The following is a 13,728-nucleotide window of genomic DNA, read 5'->3' on the forward strand; positions in this document are numbered from 1 at the left end:
GCCGTCCAGCGAGACGTAGGCGAGGTCCCACTTGGAGGCTTCGATTTCCTTGGCGTCTTCTTCGGTCTCGTCGCGCAGGGCGCGCATGTCTTCGTGGCGGAACAGGGCGTTGCCGTCGAAGCTGACCTTGGCGTCTAGGACGCGCAGGTGGCCGTTCTCCATGACGATCAGCGGGTTCACCTCCAGCATGTCCATGTCCTTCTCGACGAAGGCCTTGTACAGCGCCGGGAACAGCGACTTGCCGTCTTCGGCTGCATCGCCCGTCAGGCCGTAAGCGGCGTTGATGGCGGCGACGTCGGCGTCGGTGACGCCCGTGGCGGGGTCGATGACGATGGTCTGGATCTTCTCGGGCGTGTCATGGGCGACGGCCTCGATGTCCATGCCGCCCTCGGTCGAGACGACGAAGGCCACGCGGCCGTACTGACGGTCGACCAGCAGCGAGCAATACAGTTCGCGGTCGATGTCGGCGCCGTCCTCGATATAGAGGCGGTTGACCTGCTTGCCGGCGTCGCCGGTCTGGGCGGTCACCAGGGTGTTGCCCAGCATGTCCTTGGCGTTCTTGACCACGTCCTCGATCGAGAAGGCAAGGCGCACGCCGCCCTTGGCGTCGGCCGGCAGTTCCTTAAACTTGCCCTTGCCGCGTCCACCGGCGTGGATTTGCGACTTCACGACATAGAGCGGGCCAGGCAGTTGCTTGGCGGCGGCTTCGGCCTGATCGGCCGAGGTGATGGGCACGCCCTCGGCGACCGGAGCGCCAAAGCCTTTGAGGACCTGCTTGGCCTGATATTCGTGGATGTTCATGGAAACCGCCGCAATCTTCGCTGGGGAGAGTTGCGGGGCTTATAAGCCCCGCTCCTTCGCGGGTGCAACCGTCCACAGCCTGCCTTTAGTCGACCCAGTCCTTCTTGAGGGTGCGCGAGGCCCCGATCAGCAGGATCGCCGCCAGCACATAGAAGCCCATGCCGGTGTAGATCGCCCACCTCAGGCTCTCCTCTCCGAAGCGGGGCGCCAGCAGGTCGCTCATCCAGCCGAAATAGTAGAAGCCGACCGCGATCCCGAGCAGATTGTTCAGCAGCAGGAACAGGGCCGAGGCGGTCGAACGCATGGCCGCCGGCGCCAGATGCTGGACCGCCGCCGTGATCGGCCCCAGCCAGGCCAGGTTCAGGCCCGTCGGCAGCAGGAAGATCAGGAAGGCCAGGACCAGTTGCTGGGTATTGCTGCCGCCGCCCGGCAGGACCAGGCCGATCAGCCACGGCGAGTTCATCGCCAGGATGAAACAGGGCGCTGAGATCAGGAAGGCGACGGCCGGGGTCAGGGGATAGGCGCCCTTGCCCTTCTTCGACAGTTTGTCGGCGATGGCGCCGCCCAGCCAGATGCCGAGAATGCCGCCGATCAGGGCGATGCCGGAATAGTACCAGCTGGTCTCGCGCAGGGTCAGATCGAAGCTGCGCATGAAGAACAGCGGCAACCAGCCCGCGACGCCATAGCCGCACACCGAAGACGAGGCCGCGCCTAGACCCAGCAGCCAGAAGCTGGGCTTCTTGATCACCACCGAGGCGGTGCGCCGCGCCACCATCAGCGACACCCCGATCACCCCGGCCAGCAGACCGCCGAAGGCCAGAACCAGCGGACTGCCCAGGGACACGCCCAACAGCCAGTTCGCCGCCGCCAGGATCAGCAGCCCGGCGCCCAGCCCCAGCATGACCTGGGCCGCGATCTTGCCCGCCCGGTCGGTGCCGACCGGCGCCGCCGCCAGGGCCGCGACCTGGGCCTCGGTCTTGACCGCATCGGTCCCGCCGCGCTTGGGATCCTTCACCGTCAGCCGCAGCAGGGGCGCGACCAGCACGCCCAGCAGGCCGACGACGATAAAGGCGGTCCGCCAGCCATAGGTCGCCGCCAGCAGCCCCCCGACCAGGGTGCCCGCCGCCATGCCCAGTGGAATTCCGAAGGCGAAGGCCGCAAGCGCCCGCGCCCGCTGATGCGGCGGGAAATAGTCGGCGATCAGCGAATAGGCCGGGGCCACCCCGCCCGCCGCCCCGTCGCGCACCCCCAAACGGCACTGGAACAGCTGGCCGAACGACCCCGCCATGCCGCACAGGGCCGTAAAGCCCGACCAGACCGCCAGGGCCCCGGTCATGATCCACACGCGGCTGAACCGGTCGGCCAGCCAGGCCAGGGGAATGGCCAGGGTCGAATAGACCGAGGCGAAGGCGATGCCGCCCAACAGGCCGAACTGGCTGTCGGACATGCCGAATTCTTCCTTCAGCGGCGCGGCCAGAATGCCGATGATCTGCCGATCCAGGAAGTTCAGCATGTAGATCAGGATCAGCACCGCCAGCACATAGAAGCGGTAGCCCGGTCGGTGCGGCGCGGGCGCCTGCCCGTCCGTCAGCGTGTCGGTCGTCATCGGCGTTTCCCTCGGCGTATTTTTCTTGTTGGGGCGAGCCTAGCCGCAAGTCCCATTTCTGCAAAGCAAAGGGCGGCGGCCCTGGGACCGCCGCCCTCTGTCAGGCGTTTTATCGGCGATCAGAACCGGTAGGTCAGGCGCGCCGAATAGGTGGTCGGCGGGCCGTAAAAGGCGCTGATCGAGTTGTTGTAGGTCGCGCCCGGGAAGCTGTAGCCCCCGACCTTGTAGCGGACATCGGTCAGGTTGCGGCCGAACAGTCCAACCTCCCACTGTTTGCTGGGCGCGATCCAGACCACGCTGGCGTCGGCCAGCACATAGCCGTCCTGGTCCAGAATGGGGTCCGGCGTGTCGAACAGGTGGTAGTCCGACCGGTACGACAGCGACGGCGTCACCCGGATCTCCCCGCCCAGGATGTCGCCGCGCCAGGTCATGCCGTAATAGGCCGACCATTCGGGCGAGTTCTGCGGCTCGCGGACGTCCGAGATATCGACCGGCGTGCCCGTCACCAGGGTGATGAACTCGTCGAACTCGTTCTTCAGATAGCCCAGCGAGAAGTTGGCGGTGATGTCGTCGGTCAGGAAGGCCGAGCCTTCCAGCTCGAAGCCGTAGATGGTCGAGGCGCCGGCGTTGTCGACCACCGAGGCGATGCCGACGGCCGGGGCCGTGGCTACCTGCTGGGTCGTGATCTGCTGGTCCTTGTAGTCGGAATAGAAGACCGCCGAGGCGAAATTCATCCGCCGGTCGAAGGCCGACCCCTTCAGGCCCAGCTCATAGGTTGTGACCGTCTCGGGCTGGTAGCCGTCGACCGTCTGCGGCACCAGGGCGGCGTCGCCTCGCATGTCCCAGCCGCCCGACTTGAAGCCCTGGCTGACCGAGGCGTAGCCGGTGATTTCCTCGCTGAAATCATACGAGATGCTGGCGCGCGGCGTGAACTTCTCGAAGGTGTCCGAGGCGGTGTAATTGGTCCGCGTCGCGAAGATCGGCCGGTCGGCGCCGCCGGTGTAGGGCGTCGGCGTGGCGCCCAGATAGAAGAGCCGCAGGACCGAGGCGTCCTTGTCGTCCTTGGTGTAGCGCCCGCCCAGCGAGACGTGCAGCCGGTCGGTGACGTCATAGCTGAAGTCGCCGAACACCGAGAAGGACTGGGTGTCCACCGATCCCGCCGCCGCAATGGCCAGACCCAGATTGCCCGCGATGGTGTCGAAGGCGCCCGACGATGTGCCGTCCAGATAGAAGACGCCCGCCACGCCCGACCAGCGGTCGCCGGTGAACAGGGCCTGGAACTCCTGGGTGAACTGTTCGTCCGAATAGATGGCCGGCACGTCCAGGGTCGGCAGGGGCGTCTGGTCGAAGTCGATGATGGTCTCGGTGTCGCCCGAGCGATAGGCGGTGATCGACTTCAGGGTCAGCATGTCGTTGACCCGGTATTCGCCGGTTAGGGACACGCCCTCGGTGACCACCTTCTGCTCGCCGGTGATGCCGGCGTAGGTGTCGTATTCGCTGGCCGGGGGCGTATAGCCGCCGGTGGTCGAGTTCACCTCGCGGTGGCCGTGACGGGGGCTGGAATCGTCCTCGACCCTATCCCAGGCCAGGCGGAAGAACAGGCTGTCGTTCGGCGTCCATTCGGCGCTGGCGCGATAGGCGGTGACGTCCTTGTCGTACTGGTCCTGGCCGGTGTTCAGGTTCTCGCCGTAGCCGTCGTGCTGATAGGTGGCGACCGCGCCCCCTATCGCAAAGGTGTCGCCGACGGGGACCGAGCCGGACAGCAGGAAGTTGTGCTCGTTATACGACCCGACCTCGGCCCGCGCCGTCAGGCTGGGATCGGCGCCCAGGCGTTTGGTGACGTATTTGATCGCCCCGCCGATGGTGTTGCGGCCATACAGGGTGCCCTGCGGCCCGCGCAGCACCTCGATCCGCGAGATGTCGAAGATGTCCAGCACCGCGCCCTGCGGACGGGCCACATAGACGTCGTCGATATAGAGGCCGACGCCGGGCTCGAAGCCCCACAGCGGATCCTGCTGGCCCACGCCGCGAATGAAGCTGATCAGGGTCGAGTTGGAGCCCCGGGCGATCTGCACCGTGGCGTTCGGCGTCTGCTGCTGCAGGGCGGTGATATTGGTCGCGCCTGTCTGTTCAAGGCGCTCGGCGCTGTGGGCCGAGACCGCGACCGGCACGTCCTTCAGCTGTTCGTCGCGCCGACGGGCGGTGACGACGATGTCCTCGACCATATTGGCCTGGTCGGCGTTGGCCGCCTGAGCCGCCGCCTCGGCGTCCTGAGCCGTGGAGGCCCCCGCCAGCACGCCCCAAGCCGCGCCGGCCAGCAGCGCGCACTTCACATGATGTCTCATGATCCTACCCCTTCGGTTGTCGTTTCCAGCCCGTTGACGCTTTTATTCAGCGTTCAATGATTTTCCTGAACCTGACCCGGTTTACGCTGTCTGTCAAACGTTCACCGTTCCCTTGCGTCATCGCGCCATCCCGTCGGACGGGCGAGGCGGCGCCGTTGCGCCGCCGAGAGCGCGCGCCTAGCGTCAGGACCATGAGCAAGCTCGACGCTTCGACCGCCGCCGTCCGTCCCGTCGCCGCCGCGCGCCGCAAACTGGTTCCCGGCGCCCCTCCGGCCCGGCGCGGCCGCCCGCCCAAGGCCCAGGCCAAGGCGGCCGGCGAGACCCGCGACCTGATCCTGGACGCGGCCGAAGACCTGTTCTCCAAACACGGCTTTTACGGCGTCACCATCCGCGAGGTGGCGCGCGAGGCGGGCGTGGATACCGCACTTGTGCATTACTATTTCGGGGCCAAGCGCGACCTGTTCGACGCCGTCTTCCTGCGCCGGGCCGAGGTCTGGAACGACGATCGCGTCGCCGCCATCGACCGTTACGCCGAGGCCGCCGGGGCCGACATGACGCTGGAGGGCCTGCTCGAGGCCTTCCTGCGGCCCCCGTTCGAATGGTCGCTGAAGGGCGGGCCGGGCTGGAAACACTATGCCGCCCTGGTGGCCCAGACCAACGCCAATCCCACCTTCGGGGGCGAGACCATGGCCCGCTATTTCGACCCGTCCATCCGCCGGCTGATCGAACTGATCGCCGTGGTCCTGCCGGACGCCAGCGAGGTGGATCTGTACTGGGGCTATCACAACCTGTCGGGCGCCCTGACCCTGACCCTGGGCGAGACCGGCCGTCTGGACCGGCTGTCGGGCGGCCTGGCCCGGTCCGGGGATCTGGAGACGGCCGGCGACTATATGGTCCGGTTCGCGGCGGCGGGCTTCCGCGCCGTCGTCGGCATGTCGCCCCGCTAGCTGAAGAAGACCGCCCACATCAGCCGCCCGGGCAGGAAGGTGAACAGGCCGGCGACGATCAGCCCGCCCACGAACATGCCCGTCATCGCCCGCCGGTGCGTCTGCACCCGATGGCGCCGCGCGGCGTAGACCGCCATGGGCAGACCCACCATGGTCCAGCCGCTGAGCAGATGGATCAGCGACAGGCCCGCCGGGCCGCCCGGATTGATTTCATGGATGAAGAAGGAGCTGACCGCCGTCGTCCCCATGGCCAGCACCCATGTCCAGCCCAGCGCCCGGTGCAGCCGCGTTCCCTTGATCCCCGCCAGCAGCACGATGCCGACGGCCAGGGCCGTCAGGGCCGCCGCCACATGGATCTGGATCGCGGTCGGGGCCGCCGCCAGCAGGCTGAAGTCAGGCGCGCGCAGATTGAATCCCAGCAAGGCGACCCGCCCCCCGTCCGCCGCCAGATAGGCGACAAGGGGAACGCCCAGCAAAACCAGGGCGACGATGGACGGGCGAAACGGGCGTGACGGGCGTGACGAAACAAGGGCAACCTCCGGCGATCTGTCTCGCCGCTTCTGACCCACGGCGCGCGGTCGCGCCTCTCGTCCTGCGTCAACGACCACCTCGGCTTCGCGAACGGACACCCCTTCCTCAGCAAGGGAAATCGTGATTTCAGACAGGCGTCCTTCCTTGAAAGCCGCCATGACGCCTTCCGCCGCCGACAGTCGCCGAATCTTCCTGCGCGGTCTGGTCGTCGCCGCCCTGGTCGGCGTTTTCCTGGCCACCACCGGCGCCTTCGGCAGCGCCAACGCCCCTTATGGTCAGCGTCTGGCCTACTGGGTTCTGGTGATGATCCTGGGCGGGCTGTGGGGCCATCTGTCCAGCCGGGTCGTGACCCGGTTCGTCGATGTGGACGACAGGCCCTGGATGACCGTGGCCGTCATGACCGCCGTTATCACCGGCCCTCTCAGCGTCATCGTCTGGGCGGCGACGGGCCTGTTCTTCGCCCAGAAACTCTATCCTCTGGCGGCCCTGCCCCAGCTGTTCGGCCCGGTCCTGGTCGTCACCCTGGCGGTCACGACCGTCAACGTCTTCCTGGGCCGGACCCAGCCGGTCCAGACCCACGCCGCGCCCGCCTCCCCCGCCTCGGCCTCGCCGCTCCCGGTCCGCTTCCTGGACCGGCTGCCGATGAAGCTCAGGGGCGCGACCCTCCACGCCGTCCAGGCCGAGGACCATTATCTGCGCCTGCACACCGACCGGGGCTCGGACCTGATCCTGATGCGCCTGTCCGATGCGGTGGAGGAATTGGAGGGACTGGAGGGCGCCCGCACCCATCGCAGTTGGTGGGTGGCCCGCTCAGCGGTGCGCGGCGTCGAACGCGGCGACGGTCGCGCCACCCTGACCCTGGAAGGCGGCCTCAGCGCCCCCGTCAGCCGCCGCTACGCCCGCGCCCTGCGCGAGGCCGACTGGTGGTGACGGCCGGGGCCGGTCAGGGCGCCGGCGCGACTTTCAAGGCGGAGGCCGAGGCCGCACAGCCGCTCAGCGTGTCGTCGCCGATCTCGACCCGCGCAGTCAGCGGATAGGTGCGGTCGCTCATGCCGTCCGAACATTCGGTCGCGATCAGCACGACGTTCATCGCCGCATTCAGGTCGGTGGAGGTGGCGTAGGTGGCGACCGTCCCCTGAACCGTCGCCCCCCGGTTCGGCGCCCGCTGCGTCGGCTGGTCCATCCGGGTGTAGATCAGGGTGTCCGGCGTGATCTCCACGCTCCAGAAGGGTTCGGTCCCCAGGGCCCGCACCGGCTTGCCCAGATCGACCCCCGCCAGAACCGGCGCGGTCTCGGGCGGCGGGGCGGCCTCGGGCGCCTTGTCGCGACGGTCGTAGCAACCGACCAGGGCCAGGCCGAGGACCGGCCCGATCAGAAATGTGGTGCGTATGGCGCGCATGACGGAACCCCCTCGTTCGCCCTGCAGGTGTGGGCGGGGATGGCCTCGGTCAAGGGGTGTCGATTTTATCTTCTGATCCGAGCGGTGCGTTATCCTGATGAAGAAATCCGCGATGGTAGCGGCTTAGTCGAGCATAATGCGCGTCCACCGAACGCCGAAGATGCGGCGCGTCCTTCACCACGAGGATGTAGTCTACCAGCCGTTGATAATGCTCGATCTGACGAGGCAACCGGACAGCAGGATCTTTTCTGCGGTCTCGCTCTTCTATCGGCATAACGTTTAAAGTCTGCACGGGCGCGTAAGGCTCGACACGAACACCCGACACAGGGATCGAGCCGTTCATAAGGGGGCTTTGTGCATCGAAGGCGGCAAACAGAGCGGCTTCCAAAGCGTTGATCGCTTCGGTGCCCTCCGCGGGCCAAGCCCAAACCTCAGCCACTTCCCACACGTCGATCTGGCGATTGGCAATTATGTCCGAGCGGGCTGATGTAAGATGCCTGCGTACCCTGGACCTAATCCCATCGATCGACTGGCCAATGTAGATAGGCACGCCATCAAGATCGACCAACGCATAAACGCCGGTCTCATTTGTCAGAGTCCTTAGCGCGTTTGCTCGAAATTCCTGACTCATTGGCCTCTAGGCTGCGCGGGCCATATCTGCCTTTGTCATAGGCAGAAGCAGGCTGTTAGCCACAAACGAGACGGCAGGGACCGCCAGACCATCTCCCAAGAGATGGTAGGCGTCGTTGTAGTTCTTCGGCAGCTTATAACTGTCCTCTAACCCCATCAGACGAGCCGCTTCTCGAGCCGATATCAGACGAGAGCGCACACCTTTGGCATCGGAGCATACGACGATTTGTCGGCTTGACCCGCCACTCGGCGTCCGCAGACAGCCCGCAGTCCCGTCGAGCCGAATTTCGGCTCGCTGAACGCCTCCGGTCGGAGAGGGTCGAGTGCGCCTGTAAAGCGTGCCCACGACACGCTCCCCCTTGCGAACAGCGTCCTCAAGCTTACGGCGATTTCGATCAGACATCATGCCCAAGAGCTTGGCAGTCTCTTCTTTGGAATGCCATGCGACGTCCTTAGGGTGCTCTTCGAAGAAGTCGATAAACTGCACATTTCGCGACGAGACATCCGGCAAGCGCCACCACACCCAAGCCCGTTGTAAATCTGGGTTCAAATGAGCGTGGGCTGTTCGAAGGGGCTTTGGATGCCAGACGTCATGCGGAGCGTCCTGAACAAAGGCAGGATCGAGAGCGTTTTCGACAGACACTCCGACGATGAACACCCGCTTACGGGACTGCGGGACGAAATGGGCCGCGTCCACAACGACCGCCCCAAATTTGTAGCCGCCGTCATGCATCGCCTGACAAATGGCCTGAAAGTCCTTCCCCTTATGGGAGGACAGCATGCCGGTTACATTTTCGAGCACGACAAAGCTTGGCTTTCTCCCTTGAGCAGCCAAGCTTTGAACCTTGCTCCAGAATGGCCAAAAGGTTCCAGACCGGGTGCCTTTGAGGCCGGCGCCGCCGCCAGCCAAAGACAAGTCCTGACAAGGGAACGACGCCCAAATCAGATCGGCATAACCAGGCAGTTTCGCAGCATCGACGTTGTTCACGTCGTCTTCCACGATCTCATCGCCACCCCAGTTAGTGGAGTAGGACTCAACCTTTTTGGCATCGAAATCATTGGCGAACAGGCACTGCCATGCAGCCCCCAGACCCGCACGCGCCATGCCGCCGCCGGCAAAAAATTCGTAGAAGCTTGGCATACGGTTGCTCAGTTCGTTCGCCCTATGTTCCTGTAGCACGAAACAAGGCACATTAGCGGACAAAATGTCGTTGAGTCGGGCAGCGATACTAGATGTGACAAAATCGAATCACCTCTGGGTGCCCGACGACTATCGCCTGCCCTCCAGCGAGAGCGCGGCGCTGAAATTGATGGGCGACGCCGTCGCCGTACCGGTGGTGCGCGCCTTGACCGAAGGTCTGCTTCTGCCCGCCCTGACCTCACGCCGAGCGGCGGCCTGAAACCCGTCGGATCGATCCGGCGATACGCCGGATCGATCATCTAGGCCTGGCGTCTAGGCCCGGCTTAGCGCTGGACCCACTGGCCCTGGGCGTTGCGGTACCACTGGCCCGACTGAATGCGGGGCAGAAGCTGGCTTTCGAACATCCGGGCGCCGGCGACATCGGCGCTGGTGCCGGCGTCGGCGGCGCTGCGGGCGTAGGCGGCGCGGCGGCCGGCGTTCATGGCGTCCACGGCGGCGCGCAGGGCGGCGTCGGAGGTGCTGACCCGGAAGCCGACATAGCCGTCGGCCTGTTCGCCGACCGTGCCGGCGGCCTTGGCCTGGTCGACCAGGGCCTTCTGGGCTGCGGTCTGGGCCAAGGCGGCGCCGCCGAACGAAACGGCGGCGGCGATTGCGCCGATGGCGAAGATTTTACGAAGGCTCATGTCGGCCTGTCCTTTCAAAGAAGCGAGGCGATCAGAAGAGGTTCGGGTTTTGCTGAAGCAGTTGCTGCAGTTCCTGATCCAGCCGAACGCGGACGTCTGCGTCCAATTTGGCGTAGATCTGGATCGGCGCAACCTCCAGACGGATGGTCGGGGCGCAGGCCGAGACGGCGACGACGACCGCCCCGAAGCCGAGTCCGGCCAACTGGCGCTTGTTGATCATGGCGAGAACTCCGGGTCGGTCAAGGTTGAGAGGGTCAATAGCACGTTCGCGGGTGAACGGTCGCTGAATGGTTCAGCTCAAGGCGCCGTCGGGGTGGCTACGTCAACAGACGGAGGCTCAGGCTCCTGCTGTCCCTGGCGCGCCCGATTCACGGCCATGATGTCGGCGAACAACTGGTTGGCGTTCAGGGTGGTGTCCAGCGTCAGGTCGATCTGGGTGCCCGACGGCAGCGGCAGCTCCCGGTTCAGGAACTCGCGACTGATCAGCTCGGCCACCGTCAGGCGCAGCTCCTGCCGCTGCGGCGGTTCGTGCCGCCCCCGGATGTGGAACAGGACCGAGATCCGTCCCTCGTCCAGACTGTTCACATCGGCGCTCAGCACGTCGAAGGCCAGATGCTCCATCGCCTGATAGGCCAGGTCCTCGACCATATTGGGCGGCACGTCGGCGCCCCCGCCGCCCGCGTCCACGTCGGTCAGCACCTCGCGTTGGATCGACAGCCGCCCCGGCTGGACCGCGCCCAGGGTTCCGGCCGTGATCGTCAGTCCGGCCTTGGGGTCCATGGTGAAGGGCAGACGGCCTGACACCACCGCATCCAGCAGAACCTTGTCGGCGAACCCGCTGTCGGCGATCACGTCCCCCAGCTGGACCCGGTCCAGCACGATGACCCCGCTATAGGCCTGGGTCGCGTCCAGAGGCACGACCAGCGGCTCGATGGAGACGGTCCCGCCCCCGGCCTGGACCGACCCGCCGGTGATGGTGATCCCCGCCGCGTCGATGGCGAAGTTCAGGTCCAGGGCCGTGGCGTCGGCCCCGACGTCCAGACTGTCCACCGTCAGTCTCTGGTTCGGCGCCGTGACGACGGCGGGGCTCAGGCTGGTGAATTCGATCTCTCCGCGTGCGCCCTTGACCGGCCCGGCCGGGCTGACGAAGTCCAGCCCCGGCAGGCTCAACCGCCCGCTGGACGTCGGTTCGCCGTCCTTGGTCCAGTCGAACCGACCATCGAACCCGACGGATCCTGTCACTGGCGACTGGACGAAGGCCTCGACCATCGGGCTCAGCATCGAGGGTTGCAGCCCGCCCTCGACGAAAGTCACGTTCGGCGCCGCGATATGTATGCCCCCCGCGCCGGTTCGGCCGTCGTGGGCCAGGGTCAAACGCCCCAGGGTGGTCGCCGCCGCCTTGCCCGTTCCCTTCAGGTCGAACCCGCCGGTCCAGCGCTCATTGGCCAAGACCGCCTGCCCCGAGGCCGCAAGGGTCTCGAACCGCTGGGGCGTGGTCGCATCGACGACCTGGGCCCCCGCCACCGTCGCCGTCAGCCCGACCCCCGCCTTGGTCCCATCCACCACCACCCGACCCGAGGCCTCGGCGAACCGCATGCCCAGGAAGGGGGCGTCGGCCGACACGCCCTGGAACCCGCCGACCACGCGCCAGACGCCGTCCTTGGAACTCAAGAGGGGTCCGGTCTCGGGACACAGTTTCCCGGCGACCTGATGGACGTCGTTCTCATCCAGCTCCAGCCGTTCGACCGTCAGATCGACACAGTCGGACGTCGCATAGGTCAGCCGCCCGTCGGCCATGGCCAGCAGGCCGCGCGTCCGGGCGTCGATCCCGCGCGCCAGATCGAAGTCCAGCCGCGCCCGCCCATCCAGCCGCGCCTCGAAGCCGCTGTCCGTCAGTCGCCATTCCGGCACGGCCACGGCCATTTCCGGCAGGCCTCGCCCCCGCGTCGCCGTCAGGGTCAGGGCCCCGCCGCCCAACCGTCCTGGCTCGGCCTGATAGGCGCCCGCGCCCGCCTGGGCGACCGTCAGCACCCCGCCGTTGGCCGGAGTCAGGGTCACGGGCCGGGCCAGGGTCACGCTGGTCCCCGCCGACCCCGTGGTGAAGCGGACGGACGGCGCATCCAGGGCGAACGCCCCCAAGGCCGTCTTCATCTCGGTCAGTTCGGCGATCTCGTCCGGCCCCACCGGTCCGAACAGGGGCCAGGCGCCGTCCGTCGAATGCAGGCGCCCCTCGGCCGCGATCAAGATCGCCCCGTCCTGGACCACGTCCAGGTTCAGCGCGCCCCGCGCCTGTTTCAACATCAGGTCGCCGAAGCCGATCCGGTCGAACGCCGCCGTCACCGGCCCGGTCGCCTCAAAGGCCGTATCGCGCCCGCCCATCGACAGGCCATTCGACTTGATCGAAAGCCCCTGGGCCTCAGCTTCGCCGGCCTGGCCGGAAGCCGCCGTCAGGTTCAGCGGCGTCTCCAGGCTCCAGCGCACGGCCTCATCGCGCGACACCGTCAGCCGCCCGCCCGCCGCCGAACCGGCGACCTGACGCGCCGCCAGACCCGGCCCCTCGATCGCCGCCGCCTTCAGGTTCAGGGCGGTCGCGCCTTCCAGCCGGAAGGTCTCGATCCAACCGGCCGTCACGCCGTCGAACCGCGCCGACAGCTCCGCGTCCCGCGCCTGCGTCTGCTGTCCGCCTTGACCCAAGCCCAGCGCGCCGCCGACCAGCCGGGCGTCGATCACGGCCCGGCCGTCGCCGCGCCGCGTCTTCATGTCGGGATAGGGCAGGTCGCCGGTCAGGTTCAGCCGCATCGCCCGGCCGTTCAGGGCGGCGGTCTGGACCCGATCGCCCCCGGCCTCGACCCGCAACGCGATCCGGTCGCCGGTCGTCGTCAGATCGACGACGGCGCCCAGGCCTTCCGCCTCGAATTCTCCGCTCTTCAGCGCCGCACGCGGCATCCGCGCGTTCAACCGCATCAGCTTGCCGTCGTCCACCCGCGCATCGGCCAGCAATTGCACCGGCCCATATTCTGTATCGAGCCGCGCCCGCCCGCCCTCGACGATCACCAGAGGGCTGCGCGAATCCGGCCTGGGCGGCCCGCCTGTGAACTGTTCGACCAGCGGATCCAGCGACCCCAGGGACAGTTTTCCGTTCTTCCAGCTGGCCCGCATCACCGGTCGCACCAGGCGGATCCGACTGGGCGTCACCCCCATGCCGGTCTTGGACCAGGGCAAGGCCACGGCGTAATCCACCTCGACCCGCTCGACGGTCACATCCGGATTGCGCGGATCGCCGATGCGGATGCGGCCGACAAAACCGTCCAGCTCGATCCGCTCGACCTCCACATCGGCCTGGACGCCCTGACGCTCCAGCCAGCCGACCAGAACCTCGCGCGCGGCTGCGCGACGGTTCAGATAGAGGGCCGCCGCCAGCAGGGCCACGACCACGAATACGGCGAGCAGGCCCAGGCCCAGACGACGCCGCAGGCCGCCCTTGCGCTTGACGCCTCGGGATCGGTCGGAAGGACTGGCCGGAACTTCGGTCAAACAGGGACGCCGTATCGATTGAGAACTGATCGCCGGACCACCATCGCCACCCTCGATGCGAATACAAGCCTCAAGCGTCGCCGATAGCCCCCAGGCTCTGCGTCCGTCGCA

At 66.9% G+C, this 13,728-nt stretch carries 13 protein-coding genes; 3 read left to right on the forward strand and 10 right to left on the reverse strand.

All coding sequences use genetic code 11. The features are described from left to right. The 3 genes from Q7J26_RS00565 to Q7J26_RS00575 form a co-directional block, all read right to left on the reverse strand. The coding region (locus tag Q7J26_RS00565; RefSeq protein ID WP_304934588.1) for a succinate--CoA ligase subunit beta at positions 1-801 on the reverse strand (801 nt) is incomplete at its 3' end. A gap of 85 nt (positions 802-886) precedes the next feature. Then, complete coding sequence (locus Q7J26_RS00570; protein ID WP_304934589.1) at positions 887-2,407, reverse strand: MFS transporter; 1,521 nt, start codon at positions 2,405-2,407, stop codon at positions 887-889. A 119-nt stretch (positions 2,408-2,526) separates the two neighbouring features. Continuing rightward, positions 2,527-4,752: a TonB-dependent receptor gene (locus Q7J26_RS00575; RefSeq protein WP_304934590.1), complete on the reverse strand. Its 2,226-nt coding sequence runs from the start codon at positions 4,750-4,752 to the stop codon at positions 2,527-2,529. 191 nt (positions 4,753-4,943) lie between these two features. Between Q7J26_RS00575 and Q7J26_RS00580 the strand changes: the two genes are divergently transcribed. After that, the gene (locus tag Q7J26_RS00580) at positions 4,944-5,699 is read left to right on the forward strand and encodes a TetR/AcrR family transcriptional regulator (RefSeq protein WP_304934591.1); all 756 of its coding nucleotides are present in this window, start codon (positions 4,944-4,946) and stop codon (positions 5,697-5,699) included. Here Q7J26_RS00580 and Q7J26_RS00585 read toward each other — a convergent pair. Further along, positions 5,696-6,172: a DUF2306 domain-containing protein gene (locus Q7J26_RS00585; protein WP_370651885.1), complete on the reverse strand. Its 477-nt coding sequence runs from the start codon at positions 6,170-6,172 to the stop codon at positions 5,696-5,698. The genes Q7J26_RS00580 and Q7J26_RS00585 overlap by 4 nt on opposite strands. A gap of 214 nt (positions 6,173-6,386) precedes the next feature. On the opposite strand from Q7J26_RS00585, the gene Q7J26_RS00590 reads away from it, so the two are divergent. Continuing rightward, positions 6,387-7,160, forward strand: coding sequence for a LytTR family DNA-binding domain-containing protein (locus Q7J26_RS00590; protein ID WP_304934592.1), 774 nt, complete (start codon positions 6,387-6,389; stop codon positions 7,158-7,160). A 13-nt stretch (positions 7,161-7,173) separates the two neighbouring features. Here the strand turns inward: Q7J26_RS00590 and Q7J26_RS00595 are convergent, their stop codons facing one another. From Q7J26_RS00595 to Q7J26_RS00605, 3 genes are all read right to left on the reverse strand, one after another. Next, positions 7,174-7,629, reverse strand: a complete 456-nt coding sequence (locus Q7J26_RS00595) for a COG3650 family protein (RefSeq protein ID WP_304934593.1) — start codon at positions 7,627-7,629, stop codon at positions 7,174-7,176. Between the two features lie 49 nt (positions 7,630-7,678). Beyond that, entirely contained in the window at positions 7,679-8,197 is a 519-nt protein-coding gene (locus Q7J26_RS00600; protein ID WP_304934594.1) for a GIY-YIG nuclease family protein, read from the reverse strand. A 69-nt stretch (positions 8,198-8,266) separates the two neighbouring features. Continuing rightward, positions 8,267-9,400, reverse strand: coding sequence for a DNA cytosine methyltransferase (locus Q7J26_RS00605; protein WP_304934595.1), 1,134 nt, complete (start codon positions 9,398-9,400; stop codon positions 8,267-8,269). Between the two features lie 94 nt (positions 9,401-9,494). Between Q7J26_RS00605 and Q7J26_RS00610 the strand changes: the two genes are divergently transcribed. Then, on the forward strand, positions 9,495-9,659 hold the full coding sequence (locus Q7J26_RS00610; RefSeq protein WP_304934596.1) for a DNA cytosine methyltransferase: 165 nt from the start codon (positions 9,495-9,497) through the stop codon (positions 9,657-9,659). 64 nt (positions 9,660-9,723) lie between these two features. On the opposite strand, the gene Q7J26_RS00615 is transcribed toward Q7J26_RS00610, so the two are convergent. The 3 genes from Q7J26_RS00615 to Q7J26_RS00625 all read right to left on the reverse strand — a co-directional run bounded on the left by Q7J26_RS00615 (position 9,724) and on the right by Q7J26_RS00625 (position 13,617). Beyond that, on the reverse strand, positions 9,724-10,083 hold the full coding sequence (locus Q7J26_RS00615) for a DUF1318 domain-containing protein (RefSeq protein WP_304934597.1): 360 nt from the start codon (positions 10,081-10,083) through the stop codon (positions 9,724-9,726). A 31-nt stretch (positions 10,084-10,114) separates the two neighbouring features. Further along, positions 10,115-10,303 carry a YnbE family lipoprotein gene (locus Q7J26_RS00620; RefSeq protein WP_248120021.1) on the reverse strand — a complete coding sequence of 63 codons (189 nt, stop codon included), beginning with the start codon at positions 10,301-10,303 and terminating at the stop codon, positions 10,115-10,117. Between the two features lie 77 nt (positions 10,304-10,380). Further along, positions 10,381-13,617 (reverse strand): YdbH domain-containing protein, encoded by a 3,237-nt coding sequence (locus tag Q7J26_RS00625; protein ID WP_304934598.1) that lies wholly within the window; start codon positions 13,615-13,617, stop codon positions 10,381-10,383. Positions 13,618-13,728: the final 111 nt, after the last annotated feature.

This window comes from Brevundimonas sp. (assembly GCF_030656255.1).
Lineage (GTDB): Bacteria > Pseudomonadota > Alphaproteobacteria > Caulobacterales > Caulobacteraceae > Brevundimonas.

Bases quoted from the DNA above. Each gene is read 5' to 3' on its own strand.
- Q7J26_RS00620 (WP_248120021.1), bottom strand. From the start codon at position 10,303: ATGATCAACAAGCGCCAGTTGGCCGGACTCGGCTTCGGGGCGGTCGTC.
- Q7J26_RS00590 (WP_304934592.1), top strand. From the start codon at position 6,387: ATGACGCCTTCCGCCGCCGACAGTCGCCGAATCTTCCTGCGCGGTCTG.
- Q7J26_RS00605 (WP_304934595.1), bottom strand. From the start codon at position 9,400: ATGCCAAGCTTCTACGAATTTTTTGCCGGCGGCGGCATGGCGCGTGCG.
- Q7J26_RS00570 (WP_304934589.1), bottom strand. From the start codon at position 2,407: ATGACGACCGACACGCTGACGGACGGGCAGGCGCCCGCGCCGCACCGA.
- Q7J26_RS00595 (WP_304934593.1), bottom strand. From the start codon at position 7,629: ATGCGCGCCATACGCACCACATTTCTGATCGGGCCGGTCCTCGGCCTG.
- Q7J26_RS00615 (WP_304934597.1), bottom strand. From the start codon at position 10,083: ATGAGCCTTCGTAAAATCTTCGCCATCGGCGCAATCGCCGCCGCCGTT.
- Q7J26_RS00580 (WP_304934591.1), top strand. From the start codon at position 4,944: ATGAGCAAGCTCGACGCTTCGACCGCCGCCGTCCGTCCCGTCGCCGCC.
- Q7J26_RS00575 (WP_304934590.1), bottom strand. From the start codon at position 4,752: ATGAGACATCATGTGAAGTGCGCGCTGCTGGCCGGCGCGGCTTGGGGC.